16 protein-coding genes and 1 pseudogene are annotated in these 25,052 nt (G+C 69.5%); 9 read left to right on the forward strand and 8 right to left on the reverse strand.

Going from position 1 to position 25,052, the window contains the following annotated elements:
- Positions 1-24: 24 nt before the first annotated feature.
- The 5 genes from ACZ7M7_RS15735 to ACZ7M7_RS15755 form a co-directional block, all read right to left on the reverse strand.
- On the reverse strand, positions 25-1,059 hold the full coding sequence (locus ACZ7M7_RS15735) for an ABC transporter permease (protein ID WP_472116817.1): 1,035 nt from the start codon (positions 1,057-1,059) through the stop codon (positions 25-27).
- Positions 1,056-2,018: an ABC transporter permease gene (locus ACZ7M7_RS15740; RefSeq protein ID WP_472116820.1), complete on the reverse strand. Its 963-nt coding sequence runs from the start codon at positions 2,016-2,018 to the stop codon at positions 1,056-1,058. The genes ACZ7M7_RS15735 and ACZ7M7_RS15740 overlap by 4 nt, the downstream gene beginning before the upstream one ends.
- Positions 2,011-3,570, reverse strand: a complete 1,560-nt coding sequence (locus tag ACZ7M7_RS15745; protein ID WP_472116823.1) for a sugar ABC transporter ATP-binding protein — start codon at positions 3,568-3,570, stop codon at positions 2,011-2,013. The genes ACZ7M7_RS15740 and ACZ7M7_RS15745 overlap by 8 nt, the downstream gene beginning before the upstream one ends.
- 97 nt (positions 3,571-3,667) lie before the next feature.
- Positions 3,668-4,762, reverse strand: coding sequence for an ABC transporter substrate-binding protein (locus tag ACZ7M7_RS15750; protein WP_472116826.1), 1,095 nt, complete (start codon positions 4,760-4,762; stop codon positions 3,668-3,670).
- A gap of 704 nt (positions 4,763-5,466) precedes the next feature.
- Positions 5,467-6,498 carry a LacI family DNA-binding transcriptional regulator gene (locus ACZ7M7_RS15755; RefSeq protein WP_383627840.1) on the reverse strand — a complete coding sequence of 344 codons (1,032 nt, stop codon included), beginning with the start codon at positions 6,496-6,498 and terminating at the stop codon, positions 5,467-5,469.
- Positions 6,499-7,276: 778 nt separating this feature from the next.
- On the opposite strand from ACZ7M7_RS15755, the gene ACZ7M7_RS15760 reads away from it, so the two are divergent.
- Positions 7,277-7,834, forward strand: coding sequence for a DUF3291 domain-containing protein (locus ACZ7M7_RS15760; protein ID WP_472116829.1), 558 nt, complete (start codon positions 7,277-7,279; stop codon positions 7,832-7,834).
- A gap of 87 nt (positions 7,835-7,921) precedes the next feature.
- Here ACZ7M7_RS15760 and ACZ7M7_RS15765 read toward each other — a convergent pair whose 3' ends face one another.
- On the reverse strand, positions 7,922-9,094 hold the full coding sequence (locus ACZ7M7_RS15765) for an epoxide hydrolase family protein (RefSeq protein WP_472116831.1): 1,173 nt from the start codon (positions 9,092-9,094) through the stop codon (positions 7,922-7,924).
- 103 nt (positions 9,095-9,197) lie between these two features.
- Between ACZ7M7_RS15765 and ACZ7M7_RS15770 the strand changes: the two genes are divergently transcribed.
- Positions 9,198-9,773, forward strand: a complete 576-nt coding sequence (locus ACZ7M7_RS15770) for a CGNR zinc finger domain-containing protein (protein ID WP_472116834.1) — start codon at positions 9,198-9,200, stop codon at positions 9,771-9,773.
- 340 nt (positions 9,774-10,113) lie between these two features.
- Positions 10,114-11,883 carry a polyprenyl diphosphate synthase gene (gene uppS, locus ACZ7M7_RS15775; protein WP_472116837.1) on the forward strand — a complete coding sequence of 590 codons (1,770 nt, stop codon included), beginning with the start codon at positions 10,114-10,116 and terminating at the stop codon, positions 11,881-11,883.
- A gap of 33 nt (positions 11,884-11,916) precedes the next feature.
- On the opposite strand, the gene ACZ7M7_RS15780 is transcribed toward uppS, so the two are convergent.
- Together ACZ7M7_RS15780 and ACZ7M7_RS15785 are read right to left on the reverse strand one after the other, a co-directional pair.
- Positions 11,917-12,558, reverse strand: coding sequence for a nucleotidyltransferase domain-containing protein (locus ACZ7M7_RS15780; RefSeq protein WP_472117980.1), 642 nt, complete (start codon positions 12,556-12,558; stop codon positions 11,917-11,919).
- A 54-nt stretch (positions 12,559-12,612) separates the two neighbouring features.
- Entirely contained in the window at positions 12,613-13,332 is a 720-nt protein-coding gene (locus ACZ7M7_RS15785; protein WP_472116840.1) for a hypothetical protein, read from the reverse strand.
- 391 nt (positions 13,333-13,723) lie between these two features.
- On the opposite strand from ACZ7M7_RS15785, the gene ACZ7M7_RS15790 reads away from it, so the two are divergent.
- From ACZ7M7_RS15790 to ACZ7M7_RS15815, 6 genes and pseudogenes are all read left to right on the forward strand, one after another.
- Positions 13,724-16,579 carry a carbohydrate-binding protein gene (locus ACZ7M7_RS15790; protein WP_472116842.1) on the forward strand — a complete coding sequence of 952 codons (2,856 nt, stop codon included), beginning with the start codon at positions 13,724-13,726 and terminating at the stop codon, positions 16,577-16,579.
- Positions 16,576-18,726 carry a glycoside hydrolase family 99 protein gene (locus tag ACZ7M7_RS15795; protein WP_472116845.1) on the forward strand — a complete coding sequence of 717 codons (2,151 nt, stop codon included), beginning with the start codon at positions 16,576-16,578 and terminating at the stop codon, positions 18,724-18,726. Before ACZ7M7_RS15790 ends, ACZ7M7_RS15795 begins: the two co-directional genes overlap by 4 nt.
- A gap of 744 nt (positions 18,727-19,470) precedes the next feature.
- Positions 19,471-20,664, forward strand: a pseudogene (locus tag ACZ7M7_RS15800) (serine hydrolase domain-containing protein).
- Positions 20,665-21,200: 536 nt separating this feature from the next.
- A complete protein-coding gene (locus ACZ7M7_RS15805) occupies positions 21,201-22,004 on the forward strand; it encodes a hypothetical protein (protein WP_472116848.1) in 804 nt (267 codons plus the stop codon).
- Positions 22,001-23,020, forward strand: coding sequence for a hypothetical protein (locus tag ACZ7M7_RS15810; protein WP_472116850.1), 1,020 nt, complete (start codon positions 22,001-22,003; stop codon positions 23,018-23,020). The genes ACZ7M7_RS15805 and ACZ7M7_RS15810 overlap by 4 nt, the downstream gene beginning before the upstream one ends.
- Positions 23,021-23,611: 591 nt before the next feature.
- Complete coding sequence (locus tag ACZ7M7_RS15815; RefSeq protein WP_470945594.1) at positions 23,612-24,952, forward strand: MFS transporter; 1,341 nt, start codon at positions 23,612-23,614, stop codon at positions 24,950-24,952.
- Positions 24,953-25,052 lie beyond the last annotated feature (100 nt).

Here is a 25,052-nt window from a genome sequence, read left to right on the forward strand (position 1 = left end):
GGCCCGACTGCCGCGTCCGGGGCTTTACATGAGCTGCCGTCTGCGGCCCAGCCAGGTCTGGGCGATGACGACGACGGCGAGGAAGGCGCCGCTGACGACCTGTTGGTAGGAGGAGTCCAGGGAGCCGATCTGGTTGATGACGTTCTGGATGACCTTCAGCAACAGGACACCGACCAGGGAACCGCTGACGTAGCCGAGGCCGCCGGTCAGGAGGGTCCCGCCGATCACCACGGCGGAGATGGCCTCCAATTCCATGCCGTTGCCGAGGATGGTGACCCCGGAGGCGAGCCAGGCGGCGTTGAGCGCGCCGGCCAGACCGGCGAGGAGGCCCGACAGGGTGTAGACGAGGATCTTGGTGCGTGCCACGGGGGCGCCCATCAGGGCCGCCGCGTCCTCGTTGCCGCCGACCGCGTACACGTGCTGTCCGAAGCGGGTGCGGCGCAGCACGACGGCGCCCGCGCCGAACAGGGCCAGGGTGATCCACACCGGGTTGCCGAGGCCCAGGGTGGTGCCCTGGCCCAGTTCGGCGAGGAACGAGCCCTTGCCGATCAGGAAGGTGTCCGCGCCCTCGTCGGTGATGGCGAGCAGCAGGCCGCGCGCGCCGAGCATGGCGGCGAGCGTGACGATGAACGGGGCGAGGCGGGAGCGGGCGACCAGCAGACCGTTGACGACACCGATCAGCCCGCACACCGTCAGCGGCAGCAGCAGGGCCACCAGGGTGCCGTGGCGTGAGCCCCAGGCCGCCAGGACGCCGCCGAGGGCGAACAGCGAGCCGACGGACAGATCGATGCCCCCGGTGATGATCACGAAGGTCATGCCGAGGGCGACGATCGCCAGGAAGGCCGAACTGGTCGCCATGTTGCCGATGTTGTCGCCGGTGGCGAAGGCGTCGAAGGAGAACGACGCCACCAGGGAGACGAGCACCAGCACGGCCAGCGCGCCGTGCTGCTGGATCAGGGCGCTCAGCCGTTCGGAGCGGGCGGAGCCGACCGGTTCGGTCTCCCCCGTCGGCTCGTTGCTCGCGGTGGTCACGGGCGCGTCCGCTTTCGTGACGGTCATCGCTTCCCCCGTCCCCGTGCCGCGTAGACCGCGGCGACGATCACTATGGCCTGGGCGATCTGGGTCCAGGAGGGCGGCAGATCGTGCTTGATGAGGGTGGCGGTGAGCAGTTGGATGAGGACGGCTCCGGCCACGGTGCCGGCGATGTTGACCCGGCCGCCGGTCAGTGGGGTGCCGCCGACGACGACCGCCGTGATCGCCGAGAGCTCCATCAGGTTGCCGAGCGAGGTCGGGTCGCTGGCCTGGAGGCGGGCGGTCGCCAGCACGCCTGCCACGGCGGCGAGCAGCGCGCACACGACGTACACGATGATCAGTACGCGACGCACCGGCAGACCGGCGAGCTGCGCGGCGGGCCGGCTGTCGCCGATGGCGAGGAGTTGGCGTCCGAAGGTGGTGCGGCGCACCACGAAGGCCACCAGCAGGGCGAGGACGGCGGCGATCAGGATCAGGTAGGGGATGCCGAGGATGTCGCCGGAACCCAGGGAGGCCAGGGAGGGGTTGCGCAGGTCCTCCAGCTGGGGCAGCAGCACCAGGGCGAGGCCCCGGCCGCCGACCATGAGCGCCAGGGTCGCCACGATGGGCTGTACGCCGACGAGCGCGACCAGCGCGCCGTTGGCCAGCCCGACCCCGGCGGCGAACAGCGCGACCACGAGCAGCGCGGGCAGGAGTCCGTAGCCGAGGTAGAGCGCGGTGACGGAGGCCGCCAGCGCCATCACGGCACCGACCGACAGGTCGACGCCCTCCGTGCCGATGACCAGGGCCATGCCGAGGGCGACGATGATGACCGGGGCGACCTGGACGGCCTGGGTGCGGAAGTTCTCCGCGGAGAGGAAGTGCGGGGTGATGACGGTGTTGACGACGAGCAGCGCCGCCACGCCGGCGTAGACGCCGTAGGTCTGGAGCCACTGGAGTACGCGGGCCTTGTCCAGGGGGGCGGTGCGGAGGGTGGCCTCAGCCATCGGTCGCCACCTCCTTGGCCAGGTGCTCCACCGCGGCGTCACCGGCGATGGTGCGCATCAGCTTGTCCTCGGTGACGTCATCCCCGGTCAGTTCGCCGACGACGGCACCGTCCTTCAGTACGACCACGCGGTCGGACCCTTCGATCAGTTCCTCCAGGTCGGAGGAGATGAGCAGAACGCCCAGGCCGTCGGCGGCCAGTTCGTCCACGAGTTTCTGCACCTCGGCCTTGGCGCCGACGTCGATGCCGCGCGTGGGCTCGTCGAGCAGCAGCACCTTGGGGTTCATGGCGAGCCAGCGGGCGAGCAGTACCTTCTGCTGGTTGCCGCCGGACAGCTCGCCGACCTTCTGGTGTGGTGAAGAGGCCTTGATGCGCAGCCGCTTGATGAACGTGTCGACGACGCTGTCGACGCGGGCCTCGGAGACGAGACCGAAGCGGGACAGGCGGGGCAGGACGGCGAGGGCGATGTTCTCCCGGACCGACAGTCCGGGGACGATGCCCTCGCTCTTGCGGTCCTCGGGCAGCAGGCTGACGCCCGCCCGGATTGCGGCCGGCGCCGAACCGCCGCGCAGCGGGACACCGGCCACCGTGACCCGGCCCGAACGGACGGGCAGGGCACCGGAGATGGCTTTCGCGGTCTCGGTGCGTCCGGAGCCGAGCAGTCCTCCCAGACCGACGACCTCGCCGGGCCGGATACTCAGGGACACTCCGTGCAGTTTGTGCGGCACCGTCAGTTCCGCGGCGTCGAGCACCGGTTCGGTGTCGGCGGCCTGGTGGTCGCCGGCGAACTTGGTGAGGCCTTCCTCGCGGACCTCGCCCAGGTCGCGGCCGAGCATCGTGGACACCAGGGCGAGGCGGTCGAGGTCGGCCAGCCGGCCGTGGTGGACGCGTCGGCCGTCGCGGAGCACGGTGACCGTGCTGCACACCGCGTAGAGCTCGTCCAGACGGTGGCTGACGTAGACGACGGCGATGCCCTCGTCGCGCAGCCGCCGAATGACCGAGAACAGGGTCTCGACCTCGCGCGGTTCGAGGGACGAGGTCGGCTCGTCCATGATGACGATGCGGGCGTCGGTGGCCACTGCGCGAGCCAGGGCCACCATCTGCTGGGCGCCGACCCCGAGGGTGCGCAGCGGCCGGCGGACGTCCACGCGGACGCCGTAGCCGCGCAGGATCTCCTCGGCCTCCCGGTTCATGCGTGCGATGTCCAGTACGCCGAAGCGGTTGCGCGGTTCGCGGCCGAGGAAGAGGTTGCGGGCCACGCTGAGCAGCGGGATCAGGTTGACCTCTTGGTAGATGGTCGAGATGCCCGCCTTCTGAGCCTCCAGAGGGGTGGCGAAGGAAACCTTGCGGCCCTGGAAGGTGATCTCGCCGGCGTCGGGGCGGTACACGCCGGTGAGGAGCTTGATGAGGGTCGACTTGCCGGCGCCGTTCTCGCCGATCAGGGCGTGGACCTCGCCGGCGTGCAGGGTGAGGTCCACGTCGTCCAGGGCCCGGACGCCGGGGAAGGTCTTGCTCAGTCCGCGGACGGCGAGGACTTCGGCGGGGGGTGCCACCTGTGCCTCCAGGAAGAAAAGGGGTGGAGAAGGTCGTGAAGGAGGTTGTGCGGGACAGGCGTTGGGGCCCGGACGACGAGCCCGGGCCCCTGCTGGATCAGTACGCCTTGGCGATCTCCGTCTTCGCGTTGTCCGCGTCGTAGGCGCTGTCCTGGATGATGACGTCCTGCGGGACTTCCTCGCCCTTGGTGAAGCTGTCCAGGGTCTGGAACGCCAGCGGGCCGAAGCGGGGGTTGGACTCGATGACGCCGCTGATCCAGCCGTCCACGATGCCCTGGACGGCGTTGCGGGTGCCGTCGACGGTCACGATCTTGACGTCGCCGGCCTTCTTGCCGGCGCCCTTGAGCGCGGCCACCGCGCCGAGGCCCATCTCGTCGTTCTCGGCGTAGATGCCCTTGATGCCGGGCTTCGACTGGATGAGCTGCTCGGTGACCTGCTGGCCCTTCTCGCGGGCGAAGTCACCGGTCTGCTCGAACACGACCTTCAACTCCGGTGCCTTCTCGGCGATCCGGTCCTTGAAGCCCTTGGTGCGCTCGGTGGTGACGTTGTTCCCGGCCGAACCGAGGAGGATGGCGACTTCGCCCTCGCCGCCGGTGGCCTCGATCATCTGGTCGGCGGCCCGCTTGCCCTGCTCGACGAAGTCCGAGGCGATGAAGGAGACATAGTCCTTGCAGGCGGTGGCGTTGATCTTCCGGTCGATGGTGACGATGGGGACCTTCTTGGCGGCGGCGGCCTGGAGGACCGGGTCCCAGCCGTCGGAGTTGAGCGGGGCGATCACCAGCAGATCGGCGCCCTTGGCGAGCAGGTCCTGGACGTCGCTGATCTGCTTGGAGAACTGTGACTGGGCGTTGGCGGTGAGCAACTTGACGCCCCGCTTCTTCGCCTCGTCCTTGATGGACTGGGTCTCGGCGATGCGGAACGGGTTGGCCTCCTTCTCCGACTGGGAGAAGCCCACGGTCGCGTTCTTCAGATCCAGCTTCTCGGCGCCGTAGGCGTCGATGGCGCAGGACTTGCTGCCCGGCTTCGGCGTGACGACCTTCTGTTCGGCGCCCGCGGCCGCCGGGGACTCGGTGCCCTTCGACGCGTCGTCCTCCGACTTCGCGCAAGCACCGGCGGTCAAGGCCACCGCGGCGGCCAGGGCCACGACCCCGGGGCGGGCAAGGAGACGAGGGCGGTGAGTGGTGCGCTGCATGGTGACCCCGATCCGGGCGACGCTGAAAGGGAACTGGGGAGCTGACGCATGAGCAGAAACGGCACATCTCCCCCGGCGGGCAACGTTGTCGGGCCCGCTGCATGAGGTTTTTACATCGTTGGAAGGAGGCTGTAAACCCCCTGTGCGCACACCTGTGTGCATCGTGAGGATGGGGGGGCACGTGGGAAGCGCTTGCCGGACGGGCGTCCTCGCAGCTGGCATCAACTCCCGTACGGCCTCGGGACGTAGGGCGGCCAGGCTCTTTGCCACTGCAGGCAGGGATGTGACGCCCGCGGGACCGGCCGCCGGTGCGCCGAAGGATCACGAGCCTCTGAACGGCGGTGCCGACACCGGCGTATCGCCAGGGCCGTCGGCCTCGATGGGGTGCTGCACAGGGACCCCGCGGTGTGCTGGGCCGACACGGCGGAAGCGCGGGCGAACCGGCGAAAAGTGGGGGGCGCCCGAACTCGCGTGACGCGGCATGGGAACTCCCATGACGGCGGCACGGCCGATCGGGGCGCGGGCCGGGGCGTCGGCCCGAACTCGCCTGACGCGGCACGGGAACCCCATGACGGCGGCACGGCCGATCGGGGCGCGGGCCGGGGCGTCGCAGATGGCGGCGGTCGGCCCCACACTGTCAGGACCCCACCACCTTTTCGGTCGACCAACTGACGGGGTTCGCTACGTACTTGACTACGGGCGAGTCAGGCTTGGGGCCCGTCCTTCGCCGCCCCGCGTCCGACGGTGCTCTCCCGCTCGACCAGGCGGTAGTCCGCCCAGACGCGGCGGGGTTCGGGAGCGTCACCGCCCAGGTGGGCGAGCACCGACTCCACGGCAAGTCGGCCGATGGCCTCCTTGTCGGGCGACACCGAGGTGAGCGTCACCGCACCGAAGTGCCCCTCGACGACGTCGTCGAAGCCGACGACCGCGATGTCCTCGGGGACGCGCAGTCCGCGTTCATGCAGGACGCGCATCGCGCCGATGGCCATCGGGTCGTTGTACGCGAAAATCGCGTCGGGACGCCGGCCGGAGTCGAGGATGCGGGTCATGGCCGCCGCGCCGTCCGCGTGGCCCCAGCCGTCGGTGGCGGCGACAAGCCCGTCGTCGGCGGGTAGTCCAGCTGCGGTGAGTTCCTCGCGCCAGCCGCGTACGCGCAGTTGTGCGGGCTCGCTGCGGCCGCGCCGGTCGCCGATGAACGCCACCTCCCGGCGTCCGAGGCCGACCAGGTGCCGGACGGCGGCCCGGGCCGCGGCGACGTTGTCGATGGCGATGTGGTCGTACGGCAGGTCGTAGTCACGCTCGCCGAGCAGCACCAGCGGGACGTTCTCCGCTCGGTCGCGCAGGTCTTCGGTCTCCAACTCGATGGGGCTGAGGATGAGTCCGTCGATGACGCGTGCGCGGAAGCCCTGGCTGACCAGGAGTTCTTGTTCACGGCGTCCCCCGGTGTGGTCCAGGAGAACGATGTAGTCGTGGGCGGCGGCGGCATCGATGACGGCGGCGGCGAGTTCGGCGAAGTAGGGGTTGCCGAGTTCGGGAAGGGCGAGGGCGATCATGCCCGTGCGGCCTTTGCGCAGGTGCCGGGCGGCCAGATTGGGCCGGTAGCCGAGCGCGTCGATGGACCGTTGGACGCGTTCGCGCATGGCGGGGGTGACGTGCTGGTAGTTGTTCACCACGTTGGAGACGGTCTTGATGGAGACCCCCGCGTGGGCGGCGACGTCCTTGAGGCTGACCCGCACGGCATTCCCTTTCGAAGCGGCCCGACTCGGGTGGTCGGTGCGGGTACGGTGTGGTCACCGTGAGCCTGGCGCCGAGTCCCAGTGCTTGACTTTTACAACGTTATACATCCGACCTCTTCGCGCTGACAAGGCGTTGGACGAGCGCCCCCTGTGAGCACCGTACCTGCGCGTTCGGCGGGCCGAATCCCGGTCTGGAGGCGCTTGTCCTAGTGGTCGGCGCCGAAAACTCTTCAGGGTTGTTCACGCTGCCGGTGCGACAGAAGATTTCTCGTGGTGATCGGCGGTGTGCCGGTCGAGCCTGGCCGGCAGATCGTCCAGGTCGGAGGTGGTCTACCGCCACTGGAACGCCTGTGCCGTGGCGTTGTAGCAGTCTTCGAAGGCTCGGAGCCCGCCCCCGACCTCGGCGAGGTCGGTGAAGCCGTTGGGCGAGAGGGCCTTGCGCTGGACGGCAGAGGAGTAGATCTCGACTTGGTGAGCCAGGAGGCGTGCACGGGGGTGTGGATCATGACCTGCCGCAGCCTGCCCCGCCCGTCACCCCCAGCCCCCGAAATGACCGGTGCAAGAGGCCACTTGGACAGGGAAAACGCAACTTCGACATGGCCCGCACAGGCAGCTACCTTCACCTGGTCCTCGGCGATCGCCCATGGTCGCGCAGGAGTTCCCTCAGGCTGAGCCACCCGCGACGGGATGAGTTGGTCATGCCCCACGAACCCCCGCCCCCCGTGCGTAAGCCACCGAACCGGGTCCACCCCCGGCAGCCCCAACCAGGGAGAGACGCATGCCCCATCTTGCTCTGTACACGTTCGGCGTCCTGAAGTCACCTCTCGCCGATCCCGCACCCCTCACGCGCGAGTTCTACGACATTGGTGAGGCCGTCTACCGGAAGATCAGCCAGCACCCCGGATACCTCGCGCGTGCGGAACCGGCAGATGGTGACCGGGGCATGCTCTTCGAGGCGGACTGGGGTGCATGGGGAGAGTTCGCCGTACCGACCTGGTACGGCAAGGGCCGTACGGTGGAAACCACCGCCCTGGCCGCGACACTCTCACTCTGGACCGACCTGCGCCCCGCCCTCGACGCCGTCTACACCGGTCTGCACCGTGAGGCGCTGAACAGGCGTTACGACTGGTTCGAGAGGACAGGACACCCGAACTACGTGTGCTGGTGGGTCTCCGACGGCGCGATACCCACCTGGCAGAACGGGGTTTCCAGGCTGGAGCACCTCCACGACCACGGCTCCGAACCGCACGCTTTCACCTTTCACCACTCATTCGCCCCGGACGGAACTCCGACCAGGCTCAAAGGCAGCGGGGCGACGAGCGACCAGGTTCGCTGACAAGGAAGTTTCCTACGCTGCCCATCCAAAAGACAACGCCTTGAGCCGGATCAGGCGGTGATCGAGTGCCGGGTCGCCGAGATGCGTTCATCGATTAGCGGCCAACACTGCCGCCAAGCCGTCTTGCAGATCTTTGACGAAATACTCGGGAACCTCCAGCGACGGGAAATGCCCTCCGCTCTCGGGCGACCCCCATCGGACGATTTGCCGGTACCGCTCCTGCGCCCAGGGGCGCGGACACTTCTCGACGTCGCCGGGATACATAGTGATTGCTGACGGGACGTCGACCCGAAGTTCAGGGTCCAGCGAGTTGTGGCTTTCGTAGTAAATGCGGGCCGCTGACGCGCCGGTCCGCGTCAGCCAATACAGGGTGACGTCGTCAAGAACCCTGTCTATGGAAATCGTCTCGAACGGGCTGTCCTGGGTGTCTGACCACTCGGCGAACTTGTCAAGGATCCAGGCAAGCAGCCCGACCGGGGAGTCGACGAGCGAGTAGCCGATGGTCTGCGGTCGGGTCGCCTGCTGCTTCGCGTACGCCGCGCGGTGGCGCCAGAAATCGCGGGTCTCCTCGGTCCACTTGCGCTCTACCGCCGTCAGCCCGTCCGTTGTCAACCCGGGCGGTCCCTCCGCGAACGTTGTGTGGATGCCGAGAACCTGTGCCGGGAACCTGCCGCCGAGAACCGTGGTGATATTTCCTCCCCAGTCGCCGCCGTGGGCTGTGAACTGGCTGTATCCGAGCCTTCCCATCAGTTCCACCCATGCGGCCGCGATCTTTTCAGTTCCCCACCCGGTGGTGGCCGGCTTGTCGCTGTAACCAAAGCCCGGCAGCGATGGGACCACGACGTGAAACGCCGGCGCGTCTGCATCTTTCGGATCTGCCAGCTCGTCCACTACATCGATGAACCGAGCAATGCTGTCCGGCCAGCCGTGCGTCATGATCAGAGGAGTGGCATCTGCGCGCGCGGATCGGCGGTGCAGGAAGTGGATTCCCAGATCATCAATGGTCGTGCGGAACTGGCCGATCCGGTTGAGGCGCGCTTCGAACGACCGCCAGTTGTACCCGGTGCGCCAGTAGTTCACGACATCGACGAGGTCGGCGAGCGGAACGCCCTGATCCCATCGGCGAGGGCCGGGCGCGGCGCGATGGACCGTCTCGGCCTCCGGCAGTCGCGCCGCGGCCAGTCGCGCGCGCAGATCGTCGAGGTCGGCGTCAGTTGCGTGGGCTTCAAATGCTTGCACGTCGCTGGTTGGACGGGGCATGAGACCTCCTGGCCGTCGCGGAACCGGCCGCGATCTGTCGCGAACCGTCTAAGCCGGTTCTAGCAGTCCTCCGAGCCACGCCGCAACCGGCTAAGGTGGTTCCATGCGTGCTGGATTCCCTGACTTCCGCCTAGGTACTGTGCTGGCGACCAGTTTCACGGGGACCCTGTCGGAGCGTTATGGCGACGCTGTGGAGCGCATTCCCGTGCCGCAGCGACTCATCGACTGGCTGGCAGTGAACGGTCTCGCCGTGGACTCCTGCACCGCTGCCCAGCTCGACCTCGCCCGAGAACTGAGGGAGTCGATTCACGCCGCCGCGACAGCGGCCGCGATCCAGGACATTCTCCCTGCGTCCGCGGTCCAAGTCATCAATGACTGCAGCACTCAGGGTCGGGCCGCAGCGATCCTGACGCCCGAGGGTGAGCGCCGATGGCGGCTCAGCTCCGCTTCCTGCGTGGAAGATGCCCTCAGCGTGATCGCCGCCGACGCCGTCAGCATCATCGCAGGCGAACGAGACGGCAAATTGGCCTTGTGTGCATCACCAACCTGCCAAGCCGCCTTCTTCGACACCAGCCAAAGCCGCACGCGCAAATGGTGCGACATGAACACGTGCGGGAATCGCCAGAAGAAAGCGCGCTTCAATGCCAACCGGCGCAAGAACCCCAGATCAGCGAACTGATCGTTACCTCGGTACATCCAAGTGGGCCCCACGCCTGCGAGTACGTCTACGTTTCAGTTGGCGTCGTTTGCCGCTGCCGCACCCATGAGGATGCCGGCCTTCCACCGGCGGACCCGCAGTGCCCTGGCGGGGGCCGCCGGTGGACGCGCCTCAGTACCGGCACCGCGTCACCCACTCCGCACGGCGGATCTTTGACCTGCCGAAACGGCCTGTCGCCCCCGCGGAACCTCGCAGGAGTGCTTTCGTTGTGCGCGGTATGTCCCCCACCAACCCCGCATCAGCGGAACACCCAACCACCGCCGCGCGGCCCGTGTATCGCTCCCTGTCGCGGCGGGCGGTGATGAGTCATGATCCATCGCTGCAGGCGGCCTATCGGCTGTGCCGGCGACAGACCAAGGACCAGGACCCGGCACAGTACGCGCTGATCCAGCTGGTCCCCGCGGCCCTGCGCCCGGCGTGCTGGGCGCTGTGGGCAGCAGCCAACGCCATCGACGACTTGGCCGACGACCGAACGGCCACCGCCGTTGAGCGGGCCGCCCTGGTCGAGGAGTGGATCACCGCACTGGACCACGAACTGCACGACGGAACAAGCACGGACCCGATCCGTCACGCCCTGGTGGACACCGCCCTGCGCTGGCGCCTGGACCTGACCCGGCTGCGCGGGGCGATGCTCCTGGTCCGCGACGACGCCCACGGCCGGCACTTTCCCGACTGGCCTGCGTGGCGAGCCTGGGCACGTGACAACTTGCTGCCGTGGTTCGACCTCCTCCGTGACCTGTTCGACCGGGCCGGCGTGCCCGTGGCCCTGCGCATGGACAACCAGGAGGTCTACGAGGAGTTCCTGGACGGCCTGCGGCTCACCGACACCCTCACCGACCTGTCCGCCGACCTCGCCCAGCACGACCTCCTCCTGCCCGACGAAGTTCTCGACCAACACCCCGGTGCCGCGGACGATCTGATGCGCCGGCGCTGGAGCCCCGCTGTCGCCGAGATGATCAGCCACCTGACCGGCCTGGCCCACCAATGGGTGAACCAGCCCTTGCTCACCCGTGGAATGCACCCCGCTCCCGCCACCATCTGCCACACGATGGCCGGCCTGCTGCGCGCCCAGCTCGACGCCGTCACCAGCGCCGGCCCCACCGTCCTGCACACCCCGCCCCGGCCCTCGCTCCTCACCAGCGCCCGCATCCTCGCCCCCGCCCAGGCCCGCGCAGCCCTGGCCTGGAGCCTGACCCCGGTGACCGTGCCACCCCCGAACGGTGCCGTGCAGCGAAGACCGCCCGGCCCTCACCGAGGTGTCCCACGATCAACATTCCGAACCCCGCCATCGCACGGCAGCGGCGAGCGGCCCACTCAGATCCCGGCCGGGCAGATGCCCACCCACGTTGCCGTGATCATGGACGGCAACGGCCGCTGGGCCCAGCAACGCGGTCTCCCCCGGCACGAAGGCCATCGCGCCGGCGCCACCGCCGTACGCGAGACGGTCTACGGCGCCCTGGAAATCGGCCTGCGCCACCTGACCCTCTACGCCCTCTCCACCGAGAACTGGAAACGCGACGCAGACGAGATCCACGCGATCCTCGACCTCCTCCACAGCGAGGTGAGCGCCGACCCGTTCCAGGACCTCGACGTCCGCCTGCGCTGGCACGGCGGCGCCGACCGCCTGCCGACCGACCTGGTCGATCTCCTGCGGCTTCGCGAGCGCACCACCCGCACCCGCACCGCTCTGACCCTGACCATGTGCATCAACTACGGCGGCCGCGACGAAATCACCCGTACCGCCGCCGCGCTGGCCCGCTCGACAGCCAGGGGTCAGCTCGACCCCGACCTCATCAGCGAGAAGGACTTCGCACAGCACCTGCCCCACCCCGACATGCCCGACGTCGACCTGCTCTGGCGCACCGGCAACGAACAGCGCACGTCCAACTTCCTGCCCTGGCACACCACCTACGCCGAGCTCTACTTCACTCCGAACCTTTGGCCCGACACCGACCGGCGCGATCTGTGGCACGCCGTCACGGAATACAGCCGCCGCCAGCGCCGCCACGGCGCAACACCGCACCAGCCCGAGCGTGCCTCCCACGCCGACGACGACCCGCGCGACGGCTAGTGGCGAGGTGCCCGGCCCAGGCCAGGGCCTGCGTCACCGTTGTGCCAGTTTCTCCAGCCAGGGATGTCCGGGGTGCACGCGGGTCAGCCATCCGGTGAGACGGTCGCGCCGCGCCTGGCTCAGCAGCGGCAGGGCTCCGTCGAAGTCCGCCTGATCATTAGGTCGTGAAGCCTTCGCTTTGAACAACAGCACCAGTTCCGGCACCAGATAGGGGATGCCTTCCGCAGTCCGTTCGATGACCGCGTCGTACGGCAGCCGCAGGCTCTCGTCCCTGCGGCAGATCCATGTCCCGCCGTCGTGCGGTTCGCGGAAGACGTCGAACAGGAACTGACCGCTCGCCGGATCCCGCAGCCAGGTCTGGTGCGTGGCCGCGAGCACCTCAGGTCCTGCACTCGCCCAGACCCGTCCCGAGCCCACCGCGTCAAACACGTACTCGGGGAAGCGGTCCCGAATCTCCGTGAACCCCGCCGAGGGCACCGCGATCTCCAGATCACCGTGCGGCCGAGACTGCCGTCCGCGGAACATATCCAGCGCCCATCCTGCGGCGACACACCAGGGCGCCCTGACCCCGGCCAACCGCTCCGCGACCTGTTCCGGCCGCCAGGCATCCTCCCACCTTGCGGCAAGTTCGTCCGCATGAAGGACAGCCCCGCCCGGCGGCACAGAGTCGGTCATCGGTACAACGTACTGCGTCAACCGGTAGTGCACAGAAGGGCGCCTCAGGCTCGGCTAGACCAGCACACCGAGCTCCTCGTGCCCGATCCCCGGCGCGCTGAGCGCGAGCCACCCGTGCCCGCACACCCGGGTTCCGGCGCCGATCTCCGCAGGGTCGACGGAGAGCGCACCGCAGGCCTCCGCGGCTCCTGCGGTCCCCTCGACGTCGGGCTCGTCCCCGTCGAAATCCTCGCCATCGGCGCCTGGTTCCTCCCAGGGCAAGGGCGCGCCGATCCACTCCGGATCACTCTCGGCCGCGTACCGCCGACGGATCAGTCCCTGCTCGGCAACCACCCAGACGTCCGAGCCGCCGGCGCCGTCCATGAAGAACATCTGGGCCCGGCCGCAACGCGCGCTGAGGCGTTCCACGGTCCCCATCCAGTCGTCCCAGTCCACCCCCACGACGCTGTCGAGATTCCCGAACACGAGCCGCCACCCGTCCAGTTCGGGGGTGATGAACACGGGCATCGCTCCGCGCCTGTGCCGCATGTCCTCCACGTCGGCGCCTTCCGACAAGGTGCAGGGGAAGCGGTCATGCAGCCCCAACACCTCGAAGACACCCTCGTATGCGTCCGCAGGCACTGCGTACCACCAGCCCCGGGGATCGACCGGTGACGCCTCTTCGCCCGCACCGGCCAGGTCGGCACGCCGCTCGAGGACCCGCTTGTCGCGAGCGTTGAGGCGGTCCATGAGTCCGGTGTCGAGGAGGGCGCGCAGGCGGGTGTCGTGGGTCATGGGGCGAGCCTAAAGGAGCAGTTCCGAGGCGCTCAGAGCGGTCACAGAGCTGATGCGCCATCTTCAAGAGCATCGCCACGCTCCCCTTGGCCACGCCCCTCGGGCGCGCCGGCATCCGCCGAACCGGCACCCTGGCGCCGGAGCCCACCGAGAGCGGCGAATCAGTTCCACTCAGCATTTTGACAGGGCCTTGACATATTCAGCGTCGGCCATCAGCATGCAAAATGCAATCAGAGTGCCGCAATTCCCTTTGCCTACAGCGCAATTCGCGTACAGCGCTCACACGCGGTGGTCCGACAGGTCCGTAGTCGTGCCCCGCACCACCATGCGGCAAGCGCGGCCGGCGCGCGCCTTGCCTGACATCTCTCACCGTCAGGAAGGACAACCCCCCATGCTTTGGCGCCCTCGCGCGGGGCTGAGAACGCTCACCGCGCTCGCGCTCCTCCTGGCCGGCGTCGCCACGGCGGCTCCCACGGCCAGCACCGCCTCCGCCGCCCCGGCGGATCTTCCGCCCGGCGACTACCAACAGGTTCAACTCGCCACCGGCGCCGCCGAGATGGGCGAACCCATGTCGCTGGCCGTACTGCCCGACCGGTCGGCCCTGCACACCGCCCGCGACGGCACGATCCGCCTCACGGACGCCGCGGGCAACACGAAGCAGGCCGGGAAGCTGGACGTCTACACGCACGACGAGGAGGGGCTGCAAGGGATCGCCGCCGATCCTGCCTTCGCCTCCAACCGGTACGTGTATGTCTACTACTCCCCCAAGCTGAACACCCCGGCGGGCGATGCCCCCACGACCGGTACGGCCGCCGACTTCGAGCCCTGGAAGGGCCACCTCAACCTGTCGCGGTTCACGCTGCGCACCGACGGCACCCTGGACATGGCCAGTGAGAAGGTCGTCCTGGAAGTGCCCAACGACCGCGGCCAGTGCTGTCACGTCGGCGGCGACATCGACTTCGACGCAGCCGGGAACCTCTATCTGACGACCGGCGACGACACCAACCCGTTCGACTCGTCCGGGTACGCGCCGATCGACGAACGCACCAACCGCAACCCCCAGTTCGACGCCCAGCGCAGCTCCGGCAACACCAACGACCTGCGGGGCAAGGTGCTGAGGATCAAGCCGACCGCAGCCGGCGGGTTCACCATCCCCTCGGGCAACCTCTTCGCACCGGGCACCACCGGCACCAGACCCGAGATCTACGCCATGGGCTTCCGCAACCCGTTCCGGATGTCCGTCGACCGTCCCACCGGCACCGTCTACCTCGGCGACTACGGCCCCGACGCCGGCGGCACCGACCCCAACCGGGGACCGGGCGGCCAGGTCGAGTTCAACCGCATCACCTCGCCCGGCAACTACGGCTGGCCGTACTGCACCGGCACCAACACCACCGGCGAGACGTACAACGAGTACACCTTCCCGAGCGGCCCCTCCGCCGCCAAGTACAACTGCGCGGGCGGGCCCGCCAACAACTCCTTCCGCAACACCGGGCAGGCCCAGCTGCCCCCTGCCAGGCCGAGCTGGATCAAGTACGGCCTGGACGGCTCACCGCCCGAGTTCGGCGGCGGCTCGGAGTCCCCGATGGGCGGCGAGGTCTACCGCTACGACCCCAACTCGACCTCCACCGTGAAGTTCCCGCAGTCCCTCGACGGCCGCTATTTCGCCGCCGAGTACGGGCGTCAGTGGATCAAGGCCATCGAGGTCAAGAGCGACGGGTCCTACGGCACGATCGAAGACGTCCCCTGGAACGGCACCCAGGTGATGGACACCGACTTCGGCCCCGACGGCGCGCTGTACGTCCTGGACTACGGCACCGGCAGCAACAACTCGGCCCTGTACCGCATCGAGTACATCGCGGGCAGCAACCGCAACCCGGTCGCCCGGGCGTCCGCCGACCGCACCTCCGGCGCCCTGCCGCTGACCGTGCGGTTCTCCTCCCAGGGCAGCTCCGACCCCGAGGGCGGGACGCTGACGTACTCCTGGAACTTCGGCGACGGCACCACGTCCACGCAGGCCAACCCCAGCCACACGTACACCGGCGCGGGCACCTATCGGCCCACGCTCACCGTCCGTGACCCGGAGGGCCTGACCGGCACCGCGAGTCTGGTGGTCACCGCGGGCAACACCGCGCCGACCGTGACGCTGCAACAGCCCCTGGACGGGCAGCCGTTCGCCTTCGGCGACACCGTGCCGTTCAAGGTGCAGGTCAGCGACCCCGAGGACGGCTCCGTCGACTGCTCCAAGGTGAAGGTCACCTATCTTCTCGGCCATGACAGCCACACCCACGCCATCACCTCCACCAACGGTTGCGAGGGCAACCTCACCGTGCCCGCGGACGGCGAACACGACAGCGCCGCCAATCTGTACGGTGTCTTCGACGCCGAGTACACCGACGCCGGCGGCCTGACCACGCACTCCGTGCGCACCCTGCAACCGCGTCATCGGCAGGGCGAGCACTTCGGCGCCCAGTCCGGCATCCAGATCGCCAATCACGCCACGGCCGAGGGCGGCAGGACGGTCGGCTTCACCGATGACGGCGACTGGATCTCGTTCAAGCCGTACGTCCTCGCAGGCGCCACGAAGTTCACCGCCCGGGTGGCATCCGGCGGCGCGGGCGGCACTCTGCAGGTGCGTGCCGGTTCCGCCACCGGAACGCTGCTCGGCACCGCGTCCGTGCCGGTGACCGGCGGTTGGGACACCTTCACCGACGTGACCGCCAACCTGTCCGGCGCGCCCGCCGGCACCACCGAGCTGTTCCTGGTGTTCCGCGGTCCCACCGGGCAGGGCAATCTGTTCGACGTCGACGCCTTCACCCTCGGCTCCGGTACCACCACGACGACGCCGTGGGAGGCGGAGTCGTACAGTTCGGCCTCCGGTGTGCAGTCGGCCGCGCACGGTCCGGCCAGCGGTGGTCTGACGCTGGGGTACATCGACAACGGCGACTGGGCCGGGTACGCCTCCGTGTCCACCGCCGGCGCGGCCTCCGTCTCCGCCCGCGTCTCCTCGGCCGGGGCCGGCGGCACCCTCCAGTTCCGCTCCGGCTCGCAGACCGGTCCGCTGCTGGGCTCCGTGACCGTGCCGGTCACCGGCAGCTGGGACACCTTCACCACCGTCGGCACCACACTCAACGGCGCTGGATCGGGCCCGCTGTTCCTCACCTTCACCGGCGGCTCCGGGTCCCTGTTCGACGTCGACACCTTCACGCTCAACTCGTCCGCCTCCGCGGCGCGAAAGGGGCGATGACCATGACCATCCTGATGCGGCGGCTGCGCCGCGGCACCGCGGCCCTCGCGCTGGGCCTGCTCGGCGCCCTGATCACCCCGGCCGGCACCGCGCACGCGGCCGCCTTCGAGGTCCTGGTGTTCTCCAAGACGGCCGGCTTCCGGCACGACGCGATCCCGGCCGGCATCGAGGCCCTGCGCACGCTCGGCGGGCAGAACGACTTCACCGTCACGGCCACCGAGGACGCCGGGGCGTTCACCGCGTTGAATCTCGCGAGCTACGAGGCCGTGGTGTTCCTCAATACGACCGGCGATGTCCTCAACTCCGCGCAGCAGAACGCCTTGCAGTCCTACGTCGACTCCGGCGGCGGCTACGTCGGCGTGCACGCGGCGGCCGACACCGAGTACGACTGGCCCTACTACGGACAGCTCGTCGGCGCCCGGTTCCAGAGCCACCCGGCGATCCAGCAGGCCACGATCCGCAACGAGGACCGGACCCACCCGGCCACCGCCCACCTGGGCGCGACCTGGACCCGCACCGACGAGTGGTACAACTACCGCGCCAACCCCCGCCCCAACGTGCGCGTCCTCCAGACACTGGACGAAAGCACCTACAGCGGCGGCTCGATGGGCGCCGACCACCCCATCACCTGGTGCCACAGCCAGGGCACGGGCCGATCCTTCTACACCGGGCTCGGCCACACCATCGAGTCCTACGCCGACCCCGCCTTCCGTTCACTGTTGCTGGGCGGGGTGCGGTACGCCGCCGGGCAGGCGACGGCCAACTGCTCGGCGCCGGCCGGCAACGGACCGATCGAGGCCGAGTCGTACAGCTCCGGCTCCGGTGTGCAGGTGGCCGCGCACGCCCCGGCCAGCGGCGGACAGACGCTCGGCTACATCGAGAACGGGGACTGGGCGGGCTACTCCCACGTCACCACCGCGGGGGCGAAGACCTTCACGGCGAAGGTGTCCTCGGCGGGCACGGGCGGCACCATCGAGATCCGGTCCGGCTCTGCCGGCGGCACCCTGCTCGGTTCGGTCACGGTACCGGTCACGGGAGGCTGGGAAACCTTCACGACCGTCACCACGAACCTGGCCGGTTCCGCGTCCGGCCCGGTCTTCCTGCGCTTCACCGGAGGCGGCGGAGCCCTGTTCGACATCGACACCTTCATCCTCGGCGCCGAACCCACCGCCGGGACCCTGTCCCACGACGTCCACCTGTTCTACTACCCCTGGTACGGGAGCCCGGCGGTGAACGGCGGCTGGCGGCACTGGCAGCAGGGTGGGCACACCCCACCCGACGGCGTCGGCGCCGACCTCTACCCGGCACTCGGCCCGTACGACTCCGGTGACTTCGACGGCGCAGTCGACCAGCACATGAAGTGGGTCGCCCGGTCGGGCGCCGGCGTGATAGTCCTCAGCTGGTGGGGCCGGGGCAGCTACGAGGACCGGCTCGCGCGCGGCGTACTCGACGCGGCCCAGGAGCAGGGCATCCAGGTGGCCTGGCACCTGGAGCCGTACTCGGGCCGCACCGGGGCGTCGACGGCCGCCGACATCGAGTACATCAACAGCACGTACGGCAGCCACCCCGCCTTCCACCGCTCGGCGGACCACGGAGGAAAGGGCGCGTTCTACGTCTTCCAGAGCCTCGACATCACCGACTGGACGGCACTGGACCAGGTCACCGACACGAGCATCGTCCTCGCCCAGACCACGGACACCACCAAGATCGCGCACTTCTCCGGTATGTACACCTACGACGGCATCGCGGGCGCCACGGCTCCCGGTTGGAAGCAGGCCGGCGACTACGCCCGCGCCCAAGGCATGATCTGGGCCCCGTCCGTCGCGCCGGGCTACATCGACGACCGGGCGGTGCCGGGCAACGCAACCCCCACCGTGGCGCGCGCCGATGGCGCGGCCTATGACCGGCAGTGGTCCAACGCCCTGGATCCGGCGATCGGCGGGTCGCCGACCTGGGTGTCGGTCACCTCCTTCAACGAGTGGCACGAAGGGAGCTCCATCGAGCCGGCCGACTCCACCCCGCCGGCCGGCCACGGCTACCAGACGTACAGCGGCGCATACGGGCAGACGGGAGAGGCGGCACAGACGGCGTACCTGGATCGCACCGCCTACTGGGTCGGCCGCTTCCAGGGGGCGGCCGCCGACTGAGGCCGCACCGGCGAGATGCCCGGTCGCAGCCGTCGGCTCGACCGGGCATTCGGTGCATGGCCCGGCCACTTCGCTCGCTCTCCACCTCCAACTCGATGCCGGTGGAACGGGACCCGAGTACTCCCCTCGGGTCGTTATCGGCTGCCACCATGAGCGGATGGGGAGACGGGGGTGGAGTGCCGCCTTGTATGCGGCCGGTGCCATCGGCTTGGGGCTGGTCGTACTGCTGCTCACAGCGGTTCTGCTGGCCAAAGAGACCAGGACGGGCAGTACCCGATGCCGGTGGTGTGGCGTCTGACGTCGCGGGACGACGGCCACGGCCAGAGGTTCCTGGCTGGTGCATCGACCTCTGACGAGGCACGGCGGCAGGCAGCCGAACTCGCCGACACTTTCCTTGGGTTGCCCCAGCGGGGGCTGGTTGTCAGTCCGCTGCGCAACAAGGAGTGACAGCCCGGTCGCCGCGTCCATCTCCGGGGAGACTCAGGGCAGGCCCTGAGGTCGGTGGGTGTGATCCCCGATGCCCGGTGCTGTGCGGCGCGGGTTGACTGGTGAGCAGGGAAGGCGGGGCGTGCGACGGCATGGCCTGCCGCGTTCAAAAGCGCCGAGCGTTGACGGACAGGGGGAACACGAGTGGCAGACAGCACGTGGTTATCGAAGTTGTCGAAAAGGAGCGTCCCTGAAGGGCCCGGCTCGGAAGGGTACGGTCCCGAACGCGGTCCGGATCGCCGCTCCGCGCGGCGTCGATTGGCCGTACTCGTGCTGGCGGGGGCACTCGTGGCCGGCGCCGGCAGCCCTGCCGTGGCCGGGCCGGGTTCCGCCGACCGACCATCCGGTGCCCGTAAGGCACATGCCCCAACACAGGCGGCGCTGGACGCGATCACGGCGGCGGGGACACCCGGCGCGCTCGCCCAGGTCACCGATGCCCGGGGGCGGTGATTCGGGGAGTCGGGTGAGGCGGACGTCGAAACGGGAGAGCCGCGCCGGCCGGTCGACCGGTTCCGGGTCGGCAGTCTCACCAAGACCTTCACTGCCACGGTGCTGCTGCGGCTCGACGCCGAGGGGGCCCTCTCGCTCGACGACAGCGTCGAGCACTGGCTGCCGGGGGTGGTCCGAGGCAACGGCAACGACGGCCGGACCATCACGGTCCGCCACCTTCTCAACCACACCAGCGGCATCTTCAACTACAACCGCGACGCCGGCTTTCTCGCCAAGTTCACCGGTAAGCCGTTCCTCACCCACCGGTACGACGGGGTCACCCCCGAAGAGCTCGTGGGGATCGGCCTCTCCCACGCCCCCGTGTTCCCTCCGGGCGAGGGCTGGGAGTACTCCGACACCAATTACATCCTGGCCGGCATGGTCATCGAGCAGGCGACTGGAAACAGTTACGCCTCCCAGGTCCAGCAGCAGATCATCAAGCCGCTGAAACTCCGCGCCACCACTGTGCCCGGCACGTCGGCGCGTGTACCCGGCCCGCACGCCCGCCACTATTCCAAGCTCTACGAGGACGACCCGGACGCGGCCATCCACGACGTCACCGAATTCAACCCGTCGGTGGCCGGAGCGGCGGGCCAGATCATCTCGACGACCTCCGACCTCAACCGGTTCTTCGGAGCGCTGTTGCGAGGAGAACTGCTTCCCGCCGAGCAGATGGAGGAGATGCTGACGGGCGTCCCCATCGATGGCGAGGAGGAACCACCCGGGCGACCGAGCACGGGCGAGACAGCGATAGCCACCGCCACGTACGGTCTCGGCATCCGCTCCGACAGGCTGTCCTGCGGAGTGACCGTCTGGGGCCACGGCGGCCAGGTCCCCGGCTCCCTGTCCCGGGCGGCTGCGACCCGCGACGGTGAGCACGTGCTCACGGTGAACAGGAACGGTGACTGGGGGGAAGAGGCCTTGGAGCACGCGGTGCTGGAAGCGGAGTTCTGCGACGGCTGAGGTTGAAGGGTGCTGCAGGACATCGCCTCATGAACACCGGTTGGCGGCTGCTGTCACGGCTTGGGCGAAGTCGATACCTGACAGAGTCAGGCGGTCCCATGATGAGTGAGCCGCCTGGGCACGGCCCACGGCCGCTGGCCGGGCATCCCCGGGAGCGATGACATCGGGGGCGCGCTATGACGGCATTACTCGGGGTCCGCATCGGTGGGCTGTTCCTCGCGGGAGCTCTGGTGGTGGGGACGGCGACAGCCTGTGCGGGCGGTTCGGATGGCGATTCGTCCGGGGCCGGCGGTGCCACGAGCTCGTCGGGTGGAGGCTCGAACGGCGGTCGCGGTGGTACGTCCGGCGATCAGAGTAGTGCGACCGGTGGTTCGGGGGAGAGTACGCCCACCTGGCGGCCGACGGATTCCAGCGGTAGCGGATCCGGTGGGACCGGGACCGGGACCGGCGGATCGAGCGGTTCAGGGGGGACCAACGGGTCCGGCACGTCGGGAGGTCCGGGCAGCGTCGGTGGGAAGGACGCAGGTGGGAACGACGTGGGCGGCAGCAACGGCGACGGGGACAACGGCGGTGGCGGCCGGGACGACGAGGGCGGGGACAACGGCGGTGGCGGCGGACACATCGAAGGTCCCGGCTGGCTCCCGCCCGGCCCGCACTCGCCCAACACCGAGAACGCGCCTGACCCGGAGAGCGTCTACGACGTCCTGCGCACGCCTGCGAGGTGCAAGGAGGCCCTCGACAGCATCTCGCGGCAAGAACTCGACACTGATTGGCAGGTGCTGCGCGGGCTGGCCAACGCCTGTCTGGCCATCGAGGGGCGGGGTGGTAGCTGGCGACAGGCCGCGCAGGACTACTCCGCTGTCGCGAACCGGGTCAACACCTGCAAGAGTCGCGCGGCCCATCGCGTGCTGGCCGGGCTGCTGGACTTCCACCGGCTCTACCCCTCGGCCACCGTCGAGCTCGCCGGCGCCCCGGGCGGCACGCAGGCCTGCGAGTACGTGATCAGCTCCGTGGACGTGGGCGGCGATGGCGAGGCCACGCCCGGCGACACGATCTGGATCGAGGTCCGCGGCACCTACTTCGACCACTCGGAGCTGCTGCGGGACGGGAGCGTGCACATCGGCGGCGTGCGGCTGGAGGGACCGCCGAACCATCTGTCGGAATCGGGCGATCAGTTGGTGTTGGCCGCCGTCGTCCCGGCCCTCGGGGGCAAGTACGGGCAGGCGGTGGACGTGCGCGTCCACTACAACACGACCGACGCGATCAAGGAGGCCGCCTTCACCGTCATGGACCCCGGCACGCCCGGCGGCGCCACCGGTTCCGCGTCGGCGAGCCCGTGACCGCCTCCACCCCGACGCGCCGCCTGCGTACGGTACTGAACCGAGCGCGCACCCGACTCCGCCGCTCGCCTGGCACGCCTGAACCGACGCCCACACCGGCGCCCGAGCCGGACCCCACGCCCACACCGGCGCCCCCCAGCCCGCCGACCACTCCCCCACCGGCCCCGCCACCCACGCCTGAGCCCCGGAACTGGCTGGAACTCCTCGGCACCGTCGGCTCGTTCCTCTCCCTCTTCACCGCCGTCCTGTTCTACTTCGGCTGGGCGAGCACCGACGCCGAAACGCAAGCGCTCGGACTGCGGGACACGCTCTTCCGGTTCTCCACGGCCGACTATCTGCTACGCAGCGTGGACGCGCTCTACCTCCCCGTCCTCGTGGCTGCCGCCGTCGCGACGGCGTCGACGGCGTTCCATCAGCGGGTGCAGCGTGAGCCGGCGCGAGCCGCGCGGGTGCTGCGAAGGCTGCGGCACGCGTGGCTGCCGGCCCTGCTCCTCGTGCCCCTGTCCTACGTCGCGCCGGGCGTGCTGGGGCTGGTTCTCCCGCTGGCGATACTGGCGGGCGTGCTGCTCAGTGCATACGCGCGCACCCGCCCGGAACCGGAAGGAGCCGCCGCCCTGCCACGAACCGCGCGTATCTGGGCGCCCGCCCTGCTGGTGGCCGTGGTCGCGCTGTTCTGGGCGGTGTACGCGTACGCCGGGATAGTCGGCCGGGGCCGGGCCGAGAAGACAGCCGCCACCGTGGCCGACGGCTTTCCCGCAGTCGTGGTGTTCAGCGAGCAGGACCTGCTGATCCGCGGGGGCGGCAGTTGTGTCGCCGTCGTCGACGAGAAGGGCAGCCCCTATCGCTACCGGTACGCGGGACTGCGGCTGTTCCATGTCTCCGGCGACCGGCTGTTCCTCGTACCGAGGTACTGGGCACCCTGGGACGGCACGCTGTACGTGCTGAGGGAGCAGGACGAGGCCGTGCGAGTGGAGTACGTCAGCGGGAGCAAGTACCGCGCCTCCGAGTGCCCGTAGAAGATTGGTGGCGGGCGACTGCAGATCTGCCAGGGCGTGGCACCGCTCAGCCATGGCGAGGGCGGCTCAGGGTGTTTGCTTACGGGATCGGGCCGCCCGTAGGCGGACGGTCCCGCGGGCTCGCCGCGACGGCACCATGAGTGACGGGTGGGCTGTGAAACCCGCGTCGGGCGCGATGAACTCATGCCCACGGTCTCTTTCTCCCCTCACTGCGCCCCTTCCCTCTGCGCCTCCTCACTGCACCCCTCCCACTGCGTCTCCTCCCGCTGAGCCACTCACAGCCGTCGCACGCGCAAATCGCAACTCGGTGCGGCCTCCGCTCTCGGCTCCCTCTGCCTGAAGCTCACCGCATCCTGCACATCCAGTCGGCTGCACCCCGGAACGGTTGACAGGCCCCCGAGCCAACCGCAGACTCCTCCGCACCAAAACTGAACCAAATTTCACCAGGCGGGCAACTCGTCGCACACAGCCGCGACGGTGAGCCCTTCTCCGGCCCCACCGAGCCGCAGGCCGCAGCGGTCCGCCCGCACCTGAGCCGAGACACGCCCCCGCCTCGCTCATCACGAAGATGTGACAGAAAGTGAGCAACCAGTGGCACCTCCCGCGTCCCCGCCGACCCGCTCGTTCAAAGCCGTGGCCCCGGTCATCGCGCTGTGCTGGCTCGCCGTCTTCTTCGACGGCATGGACGTCAATATCTACGGCGCGGTCATGCCGCACCTCCTCGATGACCCGGACCTCGGCTTCTCCCCCTCGACGGCGGGCACGGTGGGCAGTTGGACCACCTTCGGCATGCTGATCGGCGCTCTCGCGACCGGCACGCTCACCGACTGGCTGGGCCGCAAGCCCCTGGTCACGGGCAGCATCCTGCTGTTCTCCCTGGGATCGGCACTGTGCGCGGTCGCGCCCGACGCCACGGTGTTCGGCGCAGGTCGCTTCATATCGGGTCTGGGGCTGGGCGGCCTGATGCCCATCGGGCTGGCCCTCGTGGCGGAGTTCGCTCCGCCGGGGCGGGCGGCGCTGGCCACCGGCGTGATGATGACCTCGTACCACGCGGGCGGCATGGCCGCCACGGGCATCGGCCTGGTCGTTGCCCCTGACCACGGTTGGCGCTGGGTCTTCTGGGCGGGCGCGCTCCCCGCCGTCATCGCACTGCCGCTGGTGATGAAGTGGCTGCCCGAGTCCCCTGGTGTGCTCTTCGCGAAGGGCCGCTCGGAGCAGGCGTACGCCGTCGCCGACCGGTACGGACTGGAGCGACCGGGTGCCGCCGAGGTGCCTCTTGCCGGAGCCAAGGGACGGATGGCCGCGATCGGCGCCCTCTTCGCCCCCGGCACCCGCCTTGCGACGCCGCTGCTGTGGATCGCGTCCTTCGCCGGCCTGCTGCTGGTCTACGGCGTCTCCACCTGGCTGCCCGAACTGATGCGTGCCTCCGGCTACTCGCTCTCCTCCTCCATCACGTTCCTCATGGTGATCAACGCCGGCGGTATCGTCGGGATGCTGATCGCGGGCCGTACGGCGGACCGCTTCGGACCGGTCAAGGTCTCGGCGATCTGGTTCCTCCTCACCGCAGCGGGTGCGTTCCTGCTGCGCGCCCAACTGCCGCTGAGCGTTGCCTACGTGGTCGTCTTCATCACCGGTGTGTGGCTCTTCAGCGCGCAGGTGATGGTCTACGCCTCCACGGCACGGTTGTACGCGCCGGGTGAGCGTGCCACCGGTCTCGGCTGGGTCACCGGAGTGGGCCGCACCGGCGCCGTCGTCGGCCCCTGGCTCGGCGGCATGGTGATCGCGGGTGGCAACGCGGAGCTCGGCTTCACCACCTTCGCCGTGGCCGCCGTGCTCGCCGCGGTCGCGATCTCGCTGGTCCCGCTGGCTCGGCGGGGCAGGCCGGACACGGCAGCCAACCGCGAACCGGCACTGGCGGGTTCCGCGGACTGACCCGGTGCCGCACGGCCCCGGGCCGGTGCGGCCACCGCCGGCGGACGAACCCGGGGTCCTGCGGCACACCCGCCGAGGGACTCGGAGGCTCATCAGCCCG

The sequence above is a fragment of the Streptomyces sp. NPDC111606 genome (genome assembly GCF_055656945.1).

Bases quoted from the DNA above. Each gene is read 5' to 3' on its own strand.
- ACZ7M7_RS15735 (WP_472116817.1), bottom strand. From the start codon at position 1,059: ATGACCGTCACGAAAGCGGACGCGCCCGTGACCACCGCGAGCAACGAG.
- ACZ7M7_RS15740 (WP_472116820.1), bottom strand. From the start codon at position 2,018: ATGGCTGAGGCCACCCTCCGCACCGCCCCCCTGGACAAGGCCCGCGTA.
- ACZ7M7_RS15750 (WP_472116826.1), bottom strand. From the start codon at position 4,762: ATGCAGCGCACCACTCACCGCCCTCGTCTCCTTGCCCGCCCCGGGGTC.
- ACZ7M7_RS15760 (WP_472116829.1), top strand. From the start codon at position 7,277: ATGCCCCATCTTGCTCTGTACACGTTCGGCGTCCTGAAGTCACCTCTC.
- ACZ7M7_RS15765 (WP_472116831.1), bottom strand. From the start codon at position 9,094: ATGCCCCGTCCAACCAGCGACGTGCAAGCATTTGAAGCCCACGCAACT.
- ACZ7M7_RS15770 (WP_472116834.1), top strand. From the start codon at position 9,198: ATGCGTGCTGGATTCCCTGACTTCCGCCTAGGTACTGTGCTGGCGACC.
- uppS (WP_472116837.1), top strand. From the start codon at position 10,114: ATGAGTCATGATCCATCGCTGCAGGCGGCCTATCGGCTGTGCCGGCGA.
- ACZ7M7_RS15780 (WP_472117980.1), bottom strand. From the start codon at position 12,558: ATGACCGACTCTGTGCCGCCGGGCGGGGCTGTCCTTCATGCGGACGAA.
- ACZ7M7_RS15785 (WP_472116840.1), bottom strand. From the start codon at position 13,332: ATGACCCACGACACCCGCCTGCGCGCCCTCCTCGACACCGGACTCATG.
- ACZ7M7_RS15790 (WP_472116842.1), top strand. From the start codon at position 13,724: ATGCTTTGGCGCCCTCGCGCGGGGCTGAGAACGCTCACCGCGCTCGCG.
- ACZ7M7_RS15795 (WP_472116845.1), top strand. From the start codon at position 16,576: ATGACCATGACCATCCTGATGCGGCGGCTGCGCCGCGGCACCGCGGCC.